This is a genomic window from Pseudotabrizicola algicola, assembly GCF_010915705.1.
Taxonomy (GTDB): domain Bacteria; phylum Pseudomonadota; class Alphaproteobacteria; order Rhodobacterales; family Rhodobacteraceae; genus Pseudotabrizicola; species Pseudotabrizicola algicola.
Window position 1 is genome coordinate 24,776 of the sequence record NZ_JAAIKE010000009.1, and the last position, 17,560, is coordinate 42,335.

A 17,560-nucleotide genomic window follows, 5' to 3' on the forward strand; every position below is an offset into this window, starting at 1 on the left:
ATGAACGTTCGCTCCAGGGGCGCAGCTTATCAACTCGATAAGCACATGAATCTGAATGATAATCGGAGCCGTCGATGCAGGGCATGAGCGAGCGCCAGTACGCCGCGCATGTCGGCCTGTCGCGGGGCGCGATCCAGAAGGCGAAGACTGCCGAGCGGCTGGTCCTCTATCCCGACGGCAGCATCAACGCTGCCGCCAGCGATGCGCGGCGTGCCGAGACGACAGACCCCTCGAAGACCTGCAAGCCGCCCGCGCCGAAGCTGAAGCCCGTCCCCGAGGCGGCGGTGGCCGCTGTCGGCGACACGCTGCGCGAACAGGGTCTGGCGGTTCCGGCGGTGGGCAGCGGCACGACCTTCCTTCAGGCGAAGACCGCGAACGAGGTGCTGAAGGCGCAGGAGCGGCGCATCCGGCTCCAGAAGCTGAAGGGGGAGTTGATCGAGCGGGCCCGCGCGCTGTCGCTGGTGTTCCGGCTGGCGCGGGAGGAACGGGACGCATGGGTAAACTGGCCTGCGCGCGCGGCGGCGCTGATGGCGGCCGATCTGGGCGTCGAGCCAGCCGCGATGCAGAAGGTCCTTGAGAAACATGTCCGTGCCCACCTCGACGAGCTTGCCGAGGTCCGGCCTGACTTCCGGTGATGATGAGGGCCTGACCGACTTCGACGGCGCAGCAGAAATCCTGCGCACCTGGGGTGCAGGGCTGACGCCCGACGCGGACCTGACCGTCTCGCAATGGGCGGACCGGCACAGGATGCTGTCGGGCCGGGCTTCCGCCGAACCGGGGCGCTATCGCTCGGCCCGCACGCCTTACATGCGCGAAATCATGGATCGGCTGTCGCCCGGCGACGAGATGCAGCGCATCGTGTTCATGAAGGCCGCACAGGTCGGCGCGACCGAGGCGGGCAACAACTGGATCGGGTTCGCCATTCACCAGGCGCCGGGCCCGATGCTGGCGGTCCAGCCGACGGTGGAGTTGGCCAAGCGCAACTCGCGCCAGCGGATCGACCCGCTGATCGACGAGAGCCCGGAGCTTCGGGAGAGGGTGAAGCCCGCACGATCCCGCGATGCGGGCAACACGATGCTGTCCAAGGAATTCGCGGGCGGCATCCTGATCATGACCGGGGCGAACTCGGCGGTCGGGCTGCGCTCGACCCCGGCGCGGTACATCTTCCTCGACGAGGTGGACGCCTATCCGGCCTCGGCCGACGAGGAAGGCGATCCGGTCACCCTGGCGGAAGCGCGGTCACTGACCTTCGCACATCGGCGCAAGGTCTTCCTGGTCTCGACCCCGACCATCCGGGGGCTGAGCCGGATCGAACGGGAATACGAGGCCAGCGACCAGCGGCGGTTCTTCGTGCCGTGCCCGCATTGTAGTGCGATGCAGTGGCTGAAGTTCGATCGGCTGCGCTGGCAGAAGGGCCGCCCGGAGACGGCGGAATATCACTGCGAGGGCTGTGACGCGGCAATCGCGGAGCACCACAAGACGACGATGTTGGAGGGCGGCGAATGGCGGGCGACCGCCACGGCGGCCGATCCGACCACGGTCGGCTACCACCTCTCGGCGCTCTATTCGCCGGTGGGCTGGCTCAGCTGGTCCCGCATTGCCCGTGGCTGGGAGGCGGCCCAAGGGTCGGACGAGGCGATCAAGGCGTTCCGCAACACGATCCTCGGCGAGACATGGGTCGAGACCGGAGAAGCGCCGGACTGGCAGCGGCTCTACGACCGCCGCGAGCGCTGGAAATCCGGCACCGTGCCTGCGGGCGGGTTGTTCCTGACTGCCGGGGCCGACGTCCAGAAGGACCGGATCGAGGTCGATGTCTGGGCCTGGGGGCGCGGGCTGGAAAGCTGGCTGGTCGATCACGTCGTGATCGAGGGCGGGCCCGACCGGCACGATGCATGGTCGGAACTGACCGCGCTGCTGGACCGGTCATGGCCGCATGAACGTGGCGCGCATCTGCGCATCGCGCGACTTGCCATCGACACGGGTTATGAGGCCCCGGCGGTCTACTCCTGGTCGCGGGCGCAAGGGTTTGGGCAGGTATCGCCGGTCAAGGGCGTCGAGGGTTTCAACCGTTCGAGCCCCGTTTCGGGGCCGACCTTCGTCGACGCGACCGAGGGTGGCAAACGCCTGCGGCGCGGGGCTCGGCTATGGACCGTGGCGGTGTCGACCTTCAAGGCCGAGACCTACCGCTTCCTGCGGTTGGCGCGGCCGACCGAAGAGGACATGGCCGAGGGGGCCGCGTTTCCGCCCGGTTCGGTCCATCTGCCGCATTGGGTCGAGAACGAATGGCTGAAGCAGTTCGTGGCCGAACAGCTGGTGACAGTGCGCACCAAGCGCGGCTTTGCCCGGCTTGAATGGCAGAAGCTGCGCGAGCGCAACGAGGCGCTGGATTGCCGGGTCTATGCCCGCGCCGCCGCCTGGATCGCGGGCGCGGACCGTTGGCCCGACGAGAAATGGCGCGACCTCGAGGATCAGCTCGGGGCCGCCCCCACCGACACCGATCCCGCGGGACAGATCAACCGGCCGGGACAGGCCCCGCAGGGCAAGCGCCGCTCCGATTGGCTCGGACGGCGCGGAGGATGGTTTTGAACATGACCGACTGGACGGAAACCGAGCTCTCGGCGCTGCGCCGGGCCTATGCCAGCGGCACGACCCGGGTCAGCTATGACGGCAAGTCGGTCGACTACGGCTCGGCCGAGGATCTGCTCGCCCGCATCCGCACCATCGAGCGCGCGATCGCCGGGACAACCCGACCGCTGCCGGTGTCCGGGTTCGCGGGCTTCAGTCGCGGAGATCGCTGATGTCGGCCAACTGGTTCGATCATGCCATCGCATCGGTGGCGCCGCGCATGGCGGCCAGACGCGTGATGGCGCGTCAGGCCTTCGAGACCCTGACGCGGGGCTATGACGGTGCGGCGCGCGGGCGGCGGACCGAGGGCTGGCGTGCGCCGGTATCCTCGGCCGACACCGAAATCGGCGTGGCCGGGGCGCTCTTGCGTGACCGGATGCGCGATCTGGTGCGCAACAACCCGCATGCGGCCAAGGCCGTGGCGGTGCTGGTGAACAACATCATCGGCGCAGGCATCATGCCGCGAGCCGCGAGCGGCGATGACACGCTGGACCGCAAAGTCGATGCGCTGTTTGCCCGCTGGTCAGCGGACTGCGACGCTGACGGCCAGCTCGACTTCTACGGCCTGCAAACGCTGATCTGCCGCGAGATGGTTGAGGCGGGCGAAGTCCTGGTGCGCCGCCGTTTGCGCCGGTCGTCGGACGGATTGCCGGTACCACTGCAGCTGCAGGTGCTGGAGGCCGACTTCCTCGACGCCACCAAGTCCGGCGTCCTTAGCGGTGCCCGGCTTGTGCAGGGGATCGAATTCGATCCGGTCGGCAAGCGCCGGGCCTACTGGCTGCATGGCGAGCACCCCGGCGATGCCTGGGGCGCGCTGCAGGGCGGGCTTGGGTCTCGCCCGGTCCCGGCGACCGAGATCGCCCATGTCTACGAGAAGCAGCGCACGCAGGCGCGTGGCGTTCCCTGGGGCGCGCCGGTGATCCGAAGTCTGCGCGATCTCGACGATTACGAGGTGGCGGAACTTGTCCGCAAGAAGACCGAGGCCTGCGTCACCGCCATCGTCTTCGGCGATGATGAATCCCAGCAGGGCATTGCACCCACCGTGGTCGATGCCGACGGCAACCGGGTCGAGCAGTTCGAGCCGGGGCTGATCGCCTATGCTCGCGGTGGCAAGGACATCCGCTTCAACCAGCCGTCCGCCACCGGCGGTTACGGCGAGTACAAGCGGGCGAGCCTGCACACGATCTCGGCCGGCTTCCGCGTGCCCTACGAACTTCTGACCGGTGACCTCAGCCAGGTCAACTATTCCTCGATCCGGGCGGGGCTGGTCGAGTTCCGCCGCATGATCGACGCCGTCCAGTGGCAACTCTTCATCCCGATGCTCTGCGCGCCGGTCTGGCGCTGGTTCACCGAAGCCGCATGGGCGGCAGGCCAGATCCCCACGCCGGACGTGCGGGTGGAATGGTCGCCGCCGAAGTTCGACGCAGTCGATCCCTACAAGGACGCGATGGCCGATCTGCTGGCGATCCGGACAGGGACCATGACGCTGTCGCAGGCCATCGCCCGGCAGGGTCACAACCCGGACGCGGTCCTCGCAGAAATCGCCGCGACCAACGCCAAGCTCGACGGCCTCGGTCTCGTGCTCGACAGCGATCCGCGCCGCGTCACCAAGACCGGCAGCGCGCAGGCGGGCGACCCGACCAGTGACCCGGCCGCCCCCGCATCCGAACCAGAGAAGGAATAGGGCCATGCCCGACACGATCATGGCGGCCCCGGTCGCCCTGCCGATGCAGCTGCGGCGCGCGCCCATTCTGCCCGCGACCGTCAATACCGAGTCGCGCTCGGTCGACGTGGTCTTCACCACTGGCGCGGCCGTCCGGCGGCGGCGGTGGACCGGCTGGGACACCTCTGTTCCCTTCGACGAGATCCTCGAGGTCAGCGACCGGGCGGTAGATCTGACGCGCCTCAATGCCGGCGCCCCTGCGCTCGACAGCCATTCCGTCTGGTCCTCGCATTCGCAGGTGGGGGTCGTCGAGCGCGCCTGGATCGAGGGCAAGGAAGGCAAGGCCACCATCCGGTTCCCCCGCGAGGGGCTCGACCAGGCCGCCGACCGCATGTTCGGCCTGATTAGCGACGGGATCATCCGCAACGTCTCGGTCGGCTATTCCATCGAGCGGGTGAAAGTGGTCGAGCCCGCCGCGAAGGGCGATGTCGAGCAGCGCATCGTCGAACGCTGGACCGCGCTCGAGGTCAGCTTCGTGACCGTTCCCGCCGATCCCCGCGCGCAGGTGCGTGCGGCGGATCAGGCCAGCTATCCCGTCGAGATCGTCGACAACCGCATGCAAAAGGAGGCACCCATGCCTGAGAGCACGACCACCGTGGCCGGGGATGTCCCCGCCAGCCGTGAGACCCGCCAGCAGCCCATTTCGGCACCGGCGAACCCCGAGCCGACCGGCGCGCGGATGCCGGAACCGGCTCCTGCGCCCGACAGCGAGGCCATCGCCACCCGTGCCCGCGAGGCCGAGCGCGACCGCGTCTCGACCATCTACGATCTGACCAGCCGTCTGAACCTCGAGCGCGGCTTTGCCGAGGATCTGGTCAAGCGCGGCGTCAGCGTGGACGAGTCCCGCCGCCTGATCCTCGACCAGGTCGCTGCGACGTCCGACGAGAACCGGACCTTCCCGCATGTCTCCGTTCCCCTCGGCGGCCGGGACGAGCGCATCACCCGCCGCGATGCCGTGGCGAACGCGCTGCTGCACCGCTACAGCCCGACGCTCTTTCCGCTGGAAGACGCCGCGCGCCAGTATCGCGGCATGACGCTGCTGGAACTCGCCCGCGAGAGCCTCGGCAATGCCGGGGTCAACACGCGCGGCCTCTCGCGCGACGAGGTGGCGACCCGCGCCCTGCATTCGACCTCGGACTTCCCCGAGATCCTGTCGGCCGTCACCAACAAGACCCTTCGCCAGGCCTATGACGCCTATCCCCGCACCTTTGCGCTCTTCTGCCGTCAGGTGCTGGCGACCGACTTCAAGTCGATGCACCGGGTGCAACTGGGCGAGGCGCCGCAACTCCTCGAAGTGGGCGAAAGCGGCGAGTTCAAACGCGGCACCCTCGGCGAGAGCAAGGAGAGCTACAAGGTCAAGACCTATGGCCGGGTCGTGGCCATCACCCGGCAGGTGCTGATCAACGACGATCTGGATGCCTTCACCCGGATCCCGGCGATGTACGGCAACTCCATCGCGCAGCTGGAAAGCGACGTCGTCTGGGGCATCATCACCGCGAACCCGGCAATGGCCGACGGCAACGCGCTGTTCCACACCACCCACAAGAACCTCGCCGCGACGGGCGCTGCGCTGGATGTGGCGAGCGTAGGGGCGGCCCGTGCGGCGATGGCGCTGCAGACGGGCCTCGACAAGAAGACGGTGCTGAACATTCGTCCGGCTTTCCTGATCGTCCCGGCCGCGCTGGAACTGAAGGCCGAGCAACTGGTCGCCCAGAACCTCGTCCCTGCCGACAGTGCCAAGGTGGTGCCGCAGTCGATCCGCACGCTGTCGCCGATCAGCGAGCCGCGCCTCGACGCGGCGAGCGCCACCTCCTGGTATCTGGCGGCGAGCCCCAACCAGATCGACACCATCGAGTACGCCTATCTGGAAGGTCAGCAGGGCGCCTACATCGAGACCCGCAACGGCTTCGACGTCGACGGGGTCGAGATCAAGTGCCGCCTCGACTTCGGCGCCAAGGCCATCGACTGGCGCGGCCTCTACAAGAACCCGGGCGCGTAACCGCCACCCCATGCCGAACCCTGACATGCGGGCGGTCCTGACGGGCCGCCCTTCGTCTGTCCACGAGGATCCTCCCCATGAAAACCTACGTCCAGCCCGGCAATACCATCACCCTGACCGCGCCCTATGCCGTCGCTCCCGGGGATGGCCTGCTCGTCGGCTCCATCTTCGGCGTGGCCTCCGGCACCGGCGCTCTCGGCGAATCTGTCGAAGCCGCGCTCGTCGGCGTCTACGAGCTGAAGAAGCTCGGCTCCCAGGCTTGGGCCGTCGGCGACCGCATCTATTGGGACAACACCGCCCGTCAGACCACCAAGGTCACCACCTCGAACACGCTAATTGGCGTGGCGACCGAGGTGGTGGCGGGTGGCGCGGGCGATGTGGTCGGCCGGGTGCGGCTGAACGGCACCTTCTGATGAGCGGCTTTGCCGCCGCCGTGGGTGCGCTCTTCGCCGATCCCAACATCGGGCGGGACGCGGTCTACATCGCCGACGGTTGTGCGCCGGTCCTGGTGCGCGTCGTTGCCCGGCGTGCCGATGCGGTCACCGACTTCGGTGACGCGCGGCTCTGGTCCGAAACCACCCGCGTCGACCTGCGGGTGGCGGAGGTGCCGAACCCCCGCCCCGGCGACCGCATCGAGATCGAGGGCGTCGCCTTCCTCATCCAGGGCGAGCCCGTCCGCGACCGCGAGCGGCTGGTCTGGACTGTCGACCTGCGCCCCGCGTGACCGCGATGAAGCTCAAGCTCGACATCGATCCTGACATCGTCGAGATGATGGCCGCCGAGGTCGCGGCGGGTGAGCGCGCCGTATCGGCTGCAATCCGCGAGGCCGGGACAGGGCTGAAGACCGCGTGGCGGTTGCAGATCACCGGCGCGGGGCTAGGGGCCCGGCTGGCCCGCACCATCCGGTCGGAGCAGTTCCCGAAGGCCACGCCCAGCCTCAACGCGGCGGCCGTGGTTTGGTCCAACGCCCCCGTCATCGTCGGCGCGCATGACACCGGCCCGCTGATCCGCTCGAAAAACGGGTTCTGGCTGGCAATTCCCACGTCTGCGGCGGGCAAGTCCCTCCGCGGTGGACGCATAACCCCCGGCGAATGGGAACGCCGCACCGGCCTGCGCCTGCGGTTCATCTATCGCCGCCGGGGGCCAAGCCTGCTGGTGGCCGAGGGGCGGCTGAACACCAAGGGCCGTGCCGTGGCGTCACGGTCGAAGACCGGTCGGGGTGTCGTCACCGCGCCGATCTTCTTGCTGGTGCCGCAGGTCAAGCTGCCGAAGCGGCTGGACCTGGCACGGGATGCGCAGCGAGCGCATGATGCCGTGCCGGGGCTGATCGTGGCGAACTGGGTGGAGAGTAAGGTGGGCCCCGGTGGTCCTTGATTGCGGTTCTGACGGTTCGACGTGCGTCCCAATGACCTGCTTGCGCTTTGGCGCCTTTCGGTGAAAAGTCGGTTTGTCAGAAGGTTCTAGGGCGTCGCCATACTGTCCAGCTTGCGTTCTGACGAAGTGTTCTATATTTGTTCTGTGCCATTCACTGGAAACATGGCGCGGGAAGGAGGGGGATAATGCAGCTTGAGTTACAGGCCGAAGACTTTTCCGATCGCGCCGTCTCGCCGTTCCATGAACTGGGTGCTTACGAAGCACTCTGGGAGGAACAGAAGGCGAGTTTCAAGTCCATCGCAGACATGTTTGCTAAGCGCAAAGGATCCTTACCGTCTGATTTCGTGGAGCGGTCGCGCGCCGTCAACTACGCCAACGATGTCCATGCCATGCTGCGAGACGCCGGCGTTGAGCACTATGGTATTCGCATCCATGGCGCTGGCGATTACCCTGAGCGCCTTCGTGTCGCAGACCACCCAGTTGAGCTCCTGTACTTCCAGGGTTGGTGGGACCTCGTGAACTCCCCGCGGGCGGTTGCCGTGGTTGGTACGCGCAAACCCACCGACGAAGGGCTTGCGAGAACGCGCAGGCTGGTGAAGTCCCTGCTGGGCGACGACTTCACCATCGTCTCGGGGCTTGCGGCAGGGGTCGACACAGCTGCCCACACGGCTGCTATCGAGAATGGCGGCCGGACAATCGCAGTGCTGGGGACCCCGCTGTTGAAAGCATACCCAGCGGCCAATACGCGGCTCCAACGCGAGATTGCCCGCAACCACCTGCTCATCAGTCAGGTGCCGGTGAAGCGGTACAGCGCACAGAAAAATCCGGTCGCGAACAACTTCTTCTTCCCGGAGCGGAACATCACAATGTCTGCGCTTACGCAGGCCACGATCATCGTCGAGGCCGGGGAGACCTCGGGGACTCTGATCCAGGCGCGACACGCGCTTAAACAGGGGCGGAAGGTCTTCATCCTCGAGAGCAATTTCCGCAAGCCGGGGCTGAAGTGGCCCCACACATTAGAAGAACGTGGCGCGATCAGAGTGGCCGACTATGACGACATCCGCAGGCAGCTCCTTTCCGTCGCGCTTCACTAGGATCGACGATCTTACCCGTGGCGACCACAATCACCTCCTGCCGGGGGATGAGTGCCTGTTCTTCGGCGACTACACGGCGCGGAAAGGATGGGCGCACAGCGCCACCAACCAGTTGATACTGAACTTCAAGATGCCAGTGAACTGGCGGGGGACGAACCGGTGGCCGCACAAGCAGCGTGCGATCCGGACAGTGGCAGATCTGTTCTCGGCCCGAATTGGCCCACGGTTCGGGGAACTCACCCTTGTCCCGGTGCCGCCGTCGAAGCTCAAGACTGACCCGGAATACGATGACCGAATGATGGACATGCTGAGGGCGCTGAAGCCGCCCGCAGGCATCTCGGCCGATGTCAGAGAGATCGTTACTCAGACCGAACCAATTGGTGCTGCGCATGAAAGTTCCAGCCGTCCGCCGCCCGAGGCATGGGAAAGCGTGTACGAAATTGATGAGACGTTGACCGGGCAATCGCCAAGTTGGATCGGCATCGTAGATGACCTGCTTGTGACAGGGTGCCGGTTTCGAGCCATGTCAAACGTCCTGAGCCGACGCTTTCCGAAGGCAAGGATAACTGGACTTTTCATCGCGCGGCGTGTGCCAGAAGCCATAGATTTCTCAGACTTTTTCGACCAGATTGACGACTGAAGCTCGGCTTTGAAGGCCGATAGAGCTGTGATCTGACATGGCTGACACGCGTACAATGCCGTTGTGTCGTAGTTTTCCACGCCAAAACTCCCCTTCTGGACTGGAGCCCTTTCGGTCGTGCCCACCCCTCGCGAAACCATCCTCGCCGCGCTGCATGCGCGGCTCTCGGCGCTGCCCGCCACCGCCCTGCGCGGTGACGCGCTGCCCGAACGAGTCCCTGCCGCAGGCCTTCTGATCCTGCGCGACGGCGAGCCGGGCGAGCCCGAGGTGACGCTCTCGCCGCTGCGCTACCACTACCAGCACCGGGCCGAGATCGAGGCGGTCGTGCAGGGTGCTGCCCGTGACACCGCCTTCGACACCCTCTGCGCCAGTGTCGGCGCGGCTCTGGCCGCCGACCGCACGCTGGGCGGCCTCTGCGACTGGGTCGAGGCGGAAGCGCCGCGTCCGGTCGATCTGGCCGTGGAGGGTGCCGCCAGCCTGAAGGCGGGGGTGATCCCGGTCATCCTGCACTATTCCACGGCCGATCCTCTGGCCTGACCCCACCCACGATAGGAGAACACGATGGCACGAGCCCATGGGGCGCGGGCGCAGATGGCGCTTGCGTTCGAGACCGTCTACGGCACCGCGCCTGCCACGGGCTTTCGCACAGTGCCCTTCGCGAGCACCACGCTCGGCTCCGAACAGCCGCTGATCGCCTCGGAACTGCTGGGCCAGGGGCGCGATCCCTTGGCCCCGATCAAGGACGCGGTCACCGCCGATGGCGATGTGGTGGTGCCGATCGATGTCGAGAACCTTGGGTTGTGGCTGAAAGCGGCTTTCGGCGCGCCGGTCACCTCTGGCACCACGCCCAAGACCCATACGTTCCAGTCGGGCAACTGGGCGCTGCCAAGCATGGCCATCGAGACGGCGATGCCCGAGGTGCCGCGCTACGCGATGTACAGCGGCTGTGTTTGCGATCAGTTGTCGTGGCAGATGGCGCGGTCAGGGTTGCTGACGGCGACAGCGCGGCTGATTGCGCAGGGCGAGAGCGTCGCGGCGGCTACGGCCGCTGGCACGCCCACTTCGCTGGCGCTGCAGCGGTTCGGACATTTCAACGGCGCGATCACGCGCAACGGCACGCCGCTCGGCAACGTCATCTCGGCCGAGGTGACCTATTCCAACGGGCTCGACCGGATCGAGACCATCCGTTCGGACGGCCGCATCGAGGGGGCCGATCCGGGCATGGCCGCCCTGACCGGCCGGGTCGAGGTGCGCTTTGCCGACACCGCGCTGATCACGCAAGCCATTGATGGCACGCCTTGCGAGCTGGTCTTTGCCTGGAGCCTCGGGGCCGACGCCAGCTTCACCTTCACCGCCCATGCCGTCTACCTGCCGCGCCCCCGGATCGAAATCCCGGGCCCGCAGGGCATCCAGGCCACCTTCGACTGGCAGGCGGCCAAGGCCACCAGCCCCGCCCGGATGTGCACCGCCGTCCTCGTCAACACCGTCGCAACCTATTGAGAAGGCCCGCCATGCTGACCCTCGACCTCACCAACGCGTCGCAGTGGTGCGACCTCATCCCCGGAGTGCGTGTCCGGCTCCGCCCGCTGACCACAGCACTGATGGTGTCCGCGCGGGGCGATCCGGCGATTGCCGACCTGCCCGAGGGGTCCGCGACCGAGGAAGCCGCGCTCGCCATGGCCAAGGCATTGGCGCGGCGCGCGATCCTCGACTGGGAGGGGATTGGCGACGCCAATGGCAATCCCATCGATCCGAGCCCGGAGGCCGTTGATGCGCTTCTCGACATCTGGCCCGCATTCGAGGCGTTCCAGACTTCTTACGTCGCCAAGGCCCTCCTGCTGGACGCGGAAAAAAACGCCTCATCGCCCTTGCCGACTGGTCCTTCGGTGGGGGCGAAGGCTACTGCGCGGCCTGCGGAACAACCTGTCCCGACTGCCCCGCACGGCTGAACTGGCCGCTGACGCTCGAAGGCGCGCAGGTCTGGGACCTGGCGCAGCGCCTTGGCGGGCAGATGCGCGTCATCCCTGGTGCTGTGATCGGCTGGGACATGGGGGCCGCGCTGGCCTTGGGCGCGGCCCTCGGCATCTCCCCACCCGCCATCGCCGAACTGCTGCCCGCCATCGAGGCAGTGATGGTCCGCCGCGTGAACGAACAGATCGCGGCGAACCGCGACTGACCCCATTCCACCCGGAGCCCCGATCCCATGGCCGAGAAACGCGTCTCCGTCCGGCTCGCCGCCGTCGGTGGCCGCCAGGTGCGCGCCGAACTGGAGGGGATCGGTGAGGCCGGTGCTCGTGGCTTTGGCCGTCTGTCCACCGAGATGGAACTGGCCAATACGCGCCTCTCCAGCTTCGCGCGCCGCGCCGGGATCGCGCTGGCGGCATTGACCGCCGCCGCAGCCGCTGCGGGCGTGGCGATGGTCCGCTCGGGGCTCGACGTCATCGGCGCGCAGGCGGACATGGCGGCCTCGCTCCGGACCACCGTCGAAAGCCTGCAGGTGCTGACATGGGCTGGCGAATTGGCCGGTGTTTCCATGGGCGAGATCGAACAGGCAACCAAGAAGCTGACCACGCGGTTGTCGGAAGCCGCCGCTGGTTCCGGATCGGCGGTTGGCGCCTTGCAACGGCTGAACCTGACGGCCGCCGAGTTGCAGGCGCTGCCGCTCGACCAGCGCATCGTTGCCATTCAGGACGCCTTGGCCCGCTATGTGCCCGAGGCCGAGCGGGCGGCCGTTGCCTCCGACCTCTTCGGCGACCGGGCGGCACTCGCCTTCCTGCGGATCGACAGCGCCACCCTGCGCGACGCCGCGCGCGATGTGCAGGACTTTGGGGTGGCCGTAAGCGCGGCCGACGCGGCACAGATCGAACGCACAGGAGATGCCATTGCCAAGCTGAGCCTGATCTGGCTGGGCCTGACCAACCGACTGACCGCCGCCGTCGCCCCGGCGCTGGAAACCGTGGCGAATGCGCTGGCGGATATGGCGCGCGGCACCGGGCCCATCGGCGGCGCGATCACGGCGGTCTTCGACAACCTCGCACGGCTTGCCACCTATGCCGCGACATTCGCTGCCTTCATGGCGGGTCGTTGGGTGGCCGGGCTGGCCGTTGCCGCTTTGTCGGTGCGCGGCCTCGCCACCGCGCTGGTGTTCCTGCGCGGCGCGCTGATCCGCACCGGCATCGGCGCGCCGATCGTCGGCGCGGGCGAGTTGGTCTACCAGTTCTCACAGCTCGTGGACCGGGTCGGCGGCGTGGGTGAAGCGTTCCGCCTGCTGGGCGATCTTGTATCGGAGGTCTGGTCTCGGATCGGCCTGTCGCTCGACGCGATATTCGCGCGTATGGCGGCCGGGTGGGAGGGCCTGAAGGCGGCCGGTCTCTCGGCCCTTGAAGGCACCATCGCGGGCGTGGTCAGCTTCGGCGACCGGACGGCGGCGATCTTCCAGGGGGCCTATGACGTGGCGGTCGCCATCTGGGGAAGTCTGCCGGGCGCTATCGGCGATTTCGCCTTCCAGGCCGCGAACGGGCTTATCTCCGGCGTCGAGGCGATGCTGAACGGCGTCGTCACCCGCATCAACAGCTTCATCGAGACCCTGAACGCGGCCCTCGCGCTGCTGCCCGAATGGGCAACCGGCGAAGGGGGCGTGCGGATCGGCGTTCTCGATCCGGTGGAACTCGGCCGCATCGGCAATCCGTTCGAGGGTGCGGCAACGGCTGCAGGGGCTGCGGCGGCGGATGCCTTCTCGGCGGCACTATCCCGGGCCTACCTCGAGCCGCCCGACCTCGGGCTTGGCGCGATGGCAGACGATGCGCGTGGCCGGGCTGACGGTTACCGCGAAGCAGCAGGCATGCTGGCCGATGCCGCAGGCCGTCCGCTGGCCAGTTGGCAGGCGCTGAAGGATGCCGTCACCGGCACGGGCACCGAGGCCGAGACCGCACTCGCCGATGCAGCCGCTTCTGCAGATGCCGTCACGGCCGGGCTGAACGACACCGCCACCGCCGCCGACGGCGCTAGCGGGGCCGCGCGTGACGCGGGGGCGGCTGCGGCCGAGGGCGCGGACGCGGCGCTCTCCGGCTGGCGAGCCGTCACCGCCGCGCTGGCCGACTACGGCGCCAAGGCGCGCGACATCGGCGGGGATATCGGCAGCGCGCTGGTGGGCGCGTTTCAGAGCGCTGAGAACGCCATCGGCGACTTCGTGAAAACCGGCAAACTCGACTTCCGCGATCTGGTCACGTCGATGATCGCCGACCTTGCCAAGCTCGCCGCCCGGCGCTTCATCCTGGGCCCGATTGCGAACGCCCTCTCTGGCGCGCTGGGCGGCGCGGGTGGGATTTTCGCGAACATCCTGCATGCGGGCGGAACGGTCGGCGCCCCAGGTCCCGGCCGAATGGTCCCGGCCATGGCCTTCGCGGGCGCGCCGCGCATGCACAACGGAGGCTGGGCTGGTCTTCGGCCGGATGAGGTGCCCGCGATCCTGCAGCGCGGGGAGCGGGTGCTCTCTCGGCGCGAGGCGGCTGGCTACGGCCAGGCGGGTGGTTCGACCGTCAACGTCACGATCAACGCCCGCGACGCCGAGAGCTTCCGCCAGTCGCGCACGCAGGTGGCGAGCGACATCGCCCGTGCCGTGTCACTGGGCCGGAGGGGGATGTGAGTGCGACCCCGCAAGTGGGAGTCGGTTGCGGGGACCAGAGCACGAACCAAGGAGAGTTCTGATGGCGTTTCACGAGGTCCGGTTTCCGGACAACATCAGCCGCGGGGCGCGCGGTGGCCCCGAGCGGCGCACACAGATCGTCGAACTGGCCTCGGGCGCTGAGGAGCGCAACGCCAGCTGGGCCAACAGCCGCCGCCGCTACGACGTTGCCTACGGCATCCGCCGCGCTGACGATCTGGCGGCGGTCGTGGCGTTCTTCGAGGCGAGGAACGGCCGCCTTCACGGTTTCCGCTTCAAGGACTGGGCAGACTTCAAGTCCTGCCTGCCGTCGCAGCCGGTCGCGCCGGCCGACCAGTCTATCGGCACCGGCAATGGGTCGGCTACCCAGTTCCAACTGGCCAAGCGCTACACCTCCGGCGCGCAGTCCTGGACCCGAACCATCACCAAACCCGTCGCCGGGACCGTTAGCATCGCCTTGAATGGGGTCCCCCAAGCCTCCGGCTGGTCGGTTTCCACCGCGACAGGCTTGGTGACCTTCACCACCGCTCCGGCCGCAGGCGTCGTCATCACCGCGGGTTTCGACTTCGACGTCCCCGTCCGCTTCGACACCGACGCCCTCGACGTCACCCTCGACCTCGAACGCCTCGGGTCGATCACCTCGATCCCGCTCCTGGAGATCCGCACATGAACGACGAGACCGGGTTTCTGGCGGCGGTGCTGCGCGAGCTTGCAGCCTCGACGGCGGTGATCCTCGCCGCCTGGGGCGCGCTTGGCGGGGCCACCAATGCGCTGACCACCCGGATGCGGCTGCGCGACGCGCTCCGGCACATCCTGCTCGGAGGCCTGATCGCGGCAGGAATGGGAAGCCTCTCGATGGCGCTCGTCACCGCATGGCTCGCCCTGCCGCCGCAGGCGATCCCCGCGGGTGGCGCTGCAGGCTCGGCCGCCTATCTCGTGGGCGTCTTCGGCCCCGCCTTCATCGAACTCGTCCTCGCCCGGCTGCGCGGCGCGCAGGGAGGGGCGGACGATGAATGACCTTCTCCGCATCGCGCGCGCCCTTCGTTGCGACCCGGGCGATCCCGGTCAGGCCTTCCGCCACCGCCTGGGCGTAGGCATCGCCGTCGCCGCCCTGATCCTCCTCCTCTCCCTCCTCAGGTAATCCCATGCACATGACCGATCGGGGCCTCCTGGCCCTCGTCCGGCACGAAGGAGTCGTGCCCGGACCCTATCTCGACGTGAAGACCGTCTGGACCTTCGGCATCGGCCATACAGCCGCCGCGGGGCCGCCCGATCCGGCGAAGATGCCCCGCGGGATTTCCGCCGACCTCGACGCCGGGATCCGCGAGGCCTTCAGGGTCTTCCGCGCAGACCTTGCCGCCTACGAGGCCGAGGTGCGACGGGCCGTGAAGGTGCCGCTGGAACCACATGAGTTCGATGCGCTGGTCTCCTTCCACTACAACACTGGCGCGATCTCCAGAGCCACGCTGACGAAAGCGCTCAACGTCGGCAATCGCGTTGCAGCCGCCGACGCGTTTCTGAACTGGCGGCGACCGGCGGTGATCATCCCGCGCCGCGAGGCCGAGCGCGACCTGTTCCGCCACGGCCGCTATCCCGGCGGGACTATCCCGGTCTGGGCCGTGGACCGCGGGGGTCGCGTCGATTTCTCTCGGCCCGTTCGCCGCCTGACCGAGGCGGAAGCGCTCGCGCTCCTGCGCCTGCCGTTCGTGCCGCAGCCGTCTGTCCCGCAGCCTGCGTCCGACGCGCCTGCCGGTTGGCTCGCCCGGCTGGTCGGTCTTTTCACCACACTGATCCGGAGGGTCTGATCCCATGCGCTACATCCGTCCGACCTCGCTCACCTGGTGGGCGGGGCTGCTCGCCTTCGCGACCGGCGCCGCCTCCCTCGCGCTGCCCGCCACCGGTCCGCTCGCCGATCTTGCCCGGCTGATCACACTCCTGTCTGGTTCAGGCGACGCATCGCCTGCTGCGCTGATCGCTCTCGGCCTCGGCCTCATCGGCCTGCGCGACCGCATCGAACGCGGGTTCCGCGGCGATGATTGAGTTCCTCGCGGGCATGGTCGTGGGCGGTGCCATCGGCATGTTTGTCGTCGTCCTTTGTGTGGCTGCAGCGCGGGGAGACCGGCCATGAAGTCCCTCCCGCCCGCGCTGCAGGCGCATCTCGACGAGGGCACGACGACGCTCGCCTGGTGCTGGCGCATCACCCGGACAGATGGGGTGAGCTTCGGCTTCACGGACCACGACCGGACACTGTCGTTCGACGGCACCGAGTTCGAACCGGAAAGCGGGCTGACGGCGTCCGAGGTCCGATCCGGCTCTGACCTTTCCGTCGACGCGCAGGATGCGCAAGGCGTGCTCTCTTCTGACCGGATCACCGAGACCGACATTCTCGACGGCCGGTGGGACAATGCAGCAGTCGAGGTCTGGCGGGTGAACTGGGCCAGCCCGGCGCAGCGCGTGCTTCTGCGGCGCGGGGCCATCGGCCAGATCCGGCGCGGGCGGCTGGCCTTCGTGGCGGAGGTGCGGTCGCTGGCGCACGTCCTTGGCCAGACGGTTGGGCGGACGTTTCAGGCGAGTTGCGACGCCACGTTGGGCGATCAGCGCTGCGGCGTAAACCTCGAGGCCGCGGCCTTCAAGGGGACCGGCGCCGTGATCGATGTGCTGCGCGACCAGGCCTTCACGGCTTCCGGCCTCGGTGCCTTCGCAACGGGCTGGTTCGCGTTTGGCCTTGTCGAATGGTCGACCGGCGCCAATGCCGGGCGGCGGGTCGAGGTGCTGTCGCATGACCTCGTCGACGGGATGGCAATCCTGACCCTGCTGGAAGCACCGGTGCGCCCGATCATGGCGACAGACGCATTCATCGTCCGCGCCGGTTGCGACAAGCGGATCGCGACCTGCGGGTCGAAGTTCGCCAATGTCGCGAACTTCCGGGGCTTCCCGCACATCCCGGGCCAGGACGCGGTCCTGCGCTACGCCACCAAGGACGGCGGCCATGACGGAGCTGTGCTGTGACAGCCGCCGATCCTGCCCGCGTCATCTCCGCTGCTCGGTCCTGGCTCGGCACACCCTATCACGATCAGGCCAGCCTGCGCGGAGTCGGCTGCGATTGCCTCGGCCTCGCGCGCGGGGTCTGGCGCGAGGTCGTCGGGCCGGAGCCGTTCCCGATCCCGCCCTATAGCCGGGATTGGGGCGAGACCGGGCCGCGCGAGGTGCTGGCGGACGGGGCGCGGCGGATGATGCCGGAGATCGCACCCGCAGATGCGCCGCCCGGCGCGCTGGTCCTGTTCCGTATGGTGCCGCGCGCCATCGCCAAGCATGTCGGTATCCTGACCGTCCCCGACACCTTCCTGCACGCCTATGAACGCCTCGGCGTGATCGAGGAACCGCTGACACCCGCATGGCGGCGGCGCATCGCCTTCGCCTTCCTCTTCCCTGCACGTTGAGA

The 17,560-nt window shown here is 68.1% G+C and carries 22 protein-coding genes; all 22 read left to right on the forward strand.

The genetic code is table 11. The features are described from left to right. Positions 1-74 precede the first annotated feature (74 nt). The 22 genes from G3572_RS18760 (at position 75) to G3572_RS18855 (ending at position 17,558) form a co-directional block, all read left to right on the forward strand. Positions 75-635: a hypothetical protein gene (locus tag G3572_RS18760; RefSeq protein WP_164614762.1), complete on the forward strand. Its 561-nt coding sequence runs from the start codon at positions 75-77 to the stop codon at positions 633-635. Then, complete coding sequence (locus G3572_RS18765) at positions 583-2,586, forward strand: phage terminase large subunit family protein (RefSeq protein ID WP_164614764.1); 2,004 nt, start codon at positions 583-585, stop codon at positions 2,584-2,586. Before G3572_RS18760 ends, G3572_RS18765 begins: the two co-directional genes overlap by 53 nt. 2 nt (positions 2,587-2,588) lie before the next feature. Beyond that, positions 2,589-2,798: a phage head-tail joining protein gene (locus G3572_RS18770; RefSeq protein WP_164614766.1), complete on the forward strand. Its 210-nt coding sequence runs from the start codon at positions 2,589-2,591 to the stop codon at positions 2,796-2,798. Continuing rightward, positions 2,798-4,309: a phage portal protein gene (locus G3572_RS18775; RefSeq protein WP_164614768.1), complete on the forward strand. Its 1,512-nt coding sequence runs from the start codon at positions 2,798-2,800 to the stop codon at positions 4,307-4,309. The genes G3572_RS18770 and G3572_RS18775 overlap by 1 nt, the downstream gene beginning before the upstream one ends. Positions 4,310-4,313: 4 nt before the next feature. After that, positions 4,314-6,347: a prohead protease/major capsid protein fusion protein gene (locus tag G3572_RS18780; protein ID WP_240335637.1), complete on the forward strand. Its 2,034-nt coding sequence runs from the start codon at positions 4,314-4,316 to the stop codon at positions 6,345-6,347. A 77-nt stretch (positions 6,348-6,424) separates the two neighbouring features. Then, positions 6,425-6,760 carry a DUF2190 family protein gene (locus G3572_RS18785; RefSeq protein WP_164614770.1) on the forward strand — a complete coding sequence of 112 codons (336 nt, stop codon included), beginning with the start codon at positions 6,425-6,427 and terminating at the stop codon, positions 6,758-6,760. Further along, complete coding sequence (locus G3572_RS18790) at positions 6,760-7,071, forward strand: head-tail joining protein (protein ID WP_164614772.1); 312 nt, start codon at positions 6,760-6,762, stop codon at positions 7,069-7,071. Before G3572_RS18785 ends, G3572_RS18790 begins: the two co-directional genes overlap by 1 nt. 5 nt (positions 7,072-7,076) lie before the next feature. Continuing rightward, positions 7,077-7,721 carry a DUF6441 family protein gene (locus tag G3572_RS18795; RefSeq protein ID WP_164614877.1) on the forward strand — a complete coding sequence of 215 codons (645 nt, stop codon included), beginning with the start codon at positions 7,077-7,079 and terminating at the stop codon, positions 7,719-7,721. Between the two features lie 185 nt (positions 7,722-7,906). Then, a complete protein-coding gene (locus G3572_RS18800) occupies positions 7,907-8,815 on the forward strand; it encodes a DNA-processing protein DprA (protein WP_164614774.1) in 909 nt (302 codons plus the stop codon). After that, positions 8,772-9,455, forward strand: coding sequence for a hypothetical protein (locus tag G3572_RS18805; RefSeq protein ID WP_164614776.1), 684 nt, complete (start codon positions 8,772-8,774; stop codon positions 9,453-9,455). The genes G3572_RS18800 and G3572_RS18805 overlap by 44 nt, the downstream gene beginning before the upstream one ends. A 117-nt stretch (positions 9,456-9,572) precedes the next feature. Then, positions 9,573-9,992, forward strand: a complete 420-nt coding sequence (locus G3572_RS18810) for an acyl-CoA transferase (RefSeq protein WP_164614778.1) — start codon at positions 9,573-9,575, stop codon at positions 9,990-9,992. A 24-nt stretch (positions 9,993-10,016) separates the two neighbouring features. Continuing rightward, positions 10,017-10,955, forward strand: coding sequence for a phage tail tube protein (locus G3572_RS18815; protein WP_164614780.1), 939 nt, complete (start codon positions 10,017-10,019; stop codon positions 10,953-10,955). 11 nt (positions 10,956-10,966) lie between these two features. Continuing rightward, positions 10,967-11,404, forward strand: coding sequence for a phage-derived protein YdaY family protein (locus tag G3572_RS18820; protein WP_164614782.1), 438 nt, complete (start codon positions 10,967-10,969; stop codon positions 11,402-11,404). 62 nt (positions 11,405-11,466) lie between these two features. After that, complete coding sequence (locus tag G3572_RS21920; RefSeq protein WP_205518803.1) at positions 11,467-11,631, forward strand: DUF7697 family protein; 165 nt, start codon at positions 11,467-11,469, stop codon at positions 11,629-11,631. A 27-nt stretch (positions 11,632-11,658) separates the two neighbouring features. After that, positions 11,659-14,100, forward strand: coding sequence for a phage tail tape measure C-terminal domain-containing protein (locus G3572_RS18825; RefSeq protein WP_164614784.1), 2,442 nt, complete (start codon positions 11,659-11,661; stop codon positions 14,098-14,100). A 61-nt stretch (positions 14,101-14,161) separates the two neighbouring features. Beyond that, positions 14,162-14,788, forward strand: a complete 627-nt coding sequence (locus G3572_RS18830) for a DUF2460 domain-containing protein (protein ID WP_164614786.1) — start codon at positions 14,162-14,164, stop codon at positions 14,786-14,788. Beyond that, a complete protein-coding gene (locus tag G3572_RS18835; RefSeq protein WP_149589976.1) occupies positions 14,785-15,135 on the forward strand; it encodes a hypothetical protein in 351 nt (116 codons plus the stop codon). Before G3572_RS18830 ends, G3572_RS18835 begins: the two co-directional genes overlap by 4 nt. Further along, on the forward strand, positions 15,128-15,259 hold the full coding sequence (locus G3572_RS22325; RefSeq protein ID WP_275897804.1) for a hypothetical protein: 132 nt from the start codon (positions 15,128-15,130) through the stop codon (positions 15,257-15,259). Before G3572_RS18835 ends, G3572_RS22325 begins: the two co-directional genes overlap by 8 nt. Before the next feature lie 4 nt (positions 15,260-15,263). Further along, on the forward strand, positions 15,264-15,923 hold the full coding sequence (locus tag G3572_RS18840; protein ID WP_164614788.1) for a lysozyme: 660 nt from the start codon (positions 15,264-15,266) through the stop codon (positions 15,921-15,923). 4 nt (positions 15,924-15,927) lie between these two features. Continuing rightward, on the forward strand, positions 15,928-16,158 hold the full coding sequence (locus G3572_RS18845; RefSeq protein WP_146284400.1) for a hypothetical protein: 231 nt from the start codon (positions 15,928-15,930) through the stop codon (positions 16,156-16,158). An 84-nt stretch (positions 16,159-16,242) separates the two neighbouring features. Further along, positions 16,243-17,127, forward strand: a complete 885-nt coding sequence (locus G3572_RS18850) for a phage/gene transfer agent baseplate hub protein (RefSeq protein WP_164614790.1) — start codon at positions 16,243-16,245, stop codon at positions 17,125-17,127. Then, positions 17,124-17,558 carry an NlpC/P60 family protein gene (locus G3572_RS18855; protein WP_164614792.1) on the forward strand — a complete coding sequence of 145 codons (435 nt, stop codon included), beginning with the start codon at positions 17,124-17,126 and terminating at the stop codon, positions 17,556-17,558. Before G3572_RS18850 ends, G3572_RS18855 begins: the two co-directional genes overlap by 4 nt. Positions 17,559-17,560 lie beyond the last annotated feature (2 nt).

Bases quoted from the DNA above. Each gene is read 5' to 3' on its own strand.
- G3572_RS18760 (WP_164614762.1), top strand. From the start codon at position 75: ATGCAGGGCATGAGCGAGCGCCAGTACGCCGCGCATGTCGGCCTGTCG.
- G3572_RS18765 (WP_164614764.1), top strand. From the start codon at position 583: ATGTCCGTGCCCACCTCGACGAGCTTGCCGAGGTCCGGCCTGACTTCC.
- G3572_RS18770 (WP_164614766.1), top strand. From the start codon at position 2,589: ATGACCGACTGGACGGAAACCGAGCTCTCGGCGCTGCGCCGGGCCTAT.
- G3572_RS18775 (WP_164614768.1), top strand. From the start codon at position 2,798: ATGTCGGCCAACTGGTTCGATCATGCCATCGCATCGGTGGCGCCGCGC.
- G3572_RS18780 (WP_240335637.1), top strand. From the start codon at position 4,314: ATGCCCGACACGATCATGGCGGCCCCGGTCGCCCTGCCGATGCAGCTG.
- G3572_RS18785 (WP_164614770.1), top strand. From the start codon at position 6,425: ATGAAAACCTACGTCCAGCCCGGCAATACCATCACCCTGACCGCGCCC.
- G3572_RS18790 (WP_164614772.1), top strand. From the start codon at position 6,760: ATGAGCGGCTTTGCCGCCGCCGTGGGTGCGCTCTTCGCCGATCCCAAC.
- G3572_RS18795 (WP_164614877.1), top strand. From the start codon at position 7,077: ATGAAGCTCAAGCTCGACATCGATCCTGACATCGTCGAGATGATGGCC.
- G3572_RS18800 (WP_164614774.1), top strand. From the start codon at position 7,907: ATGCAGCTTGAGTTACAGGCCGAAGACTTTTCCGATCGCGCCGTCTCG.
- G3572_RS18805 (WP_164614776.1), top strand. From the start codon at position 8,772: ATGACGACATCCGCAGGCAGCTCCTTTCCGTCGCGCTTCACTAGGATC.
- G3572_RS18815 (WP_164614780.1), top strand. From the start codon at position 10,017: ATGGCACGAGCCCATGGGGCGCGGGCGCAGATGGCGCTTGCGTTCGAG.
- G3572_RS18820 (WP_164614782.1), top strand. From the start codon at position 10,967: ATGCTGACCCTCGACCTCACCAACGCGTCGCAGTGGTGCGACCTCATC.
- G3572_RS21920 (WP_205518803.1), top strand. From the start codon at position 11,467: ATGCGCGTCATCCCTGGTGCTGTGATCGGCTGGGACATGGGGGCCGCG.
- G3572_RS18825 (WP_164614784.1), top strand. From the start codon at position 11,659: ATGGCCGAGAAACGCGTCTCCGTCCGGCTCGCCGCCGTCGGTGGCCGC.
- G3572_RS18830 (WP_164614786.1), top strand. From the start codon at position 14,162: ATGGCGTTTCACGAGGTCCGGTTTCCGGACAACATCAGCCGCGGGGCG.
- G3572_RS18835 (WP_149589976.1), top strand. From the start codon at position 14,785: ATGAACGACGAGACCGGGTTTCTGGCGGCGGTGCTGCGCGAGCTTGCA.
- G3572_RS22325 (WP_275897804.1), top strand. From the start codon at position 15,128: ATGAATGACCTTCTCCGCATCGCGCGCGCCCTTCGTTGCGACCCGGGC.
- G3572_RS18840 (WP_164614788.1), top strand. From the start codon at position 15,264: ATGCACATGACCGATCGGGGCCTCCTGGCCCTCGTCCGGCACGAAGGA.
- G3572_RS18845 (WP_146284400.1), top strand. From the start codon at position 15,928: ATGCGCTACATCCGTCCGACCTCGCTCACCTGGTGGGCGGGGCTGCTC.
- G3572_RS18850 (WP_164614790.1), top strand. From the start codon at position 16,243: ATGAAGTCCCTCCCGCCCGCGCTGCAGGCGCATCTCGACGAGGGCACG.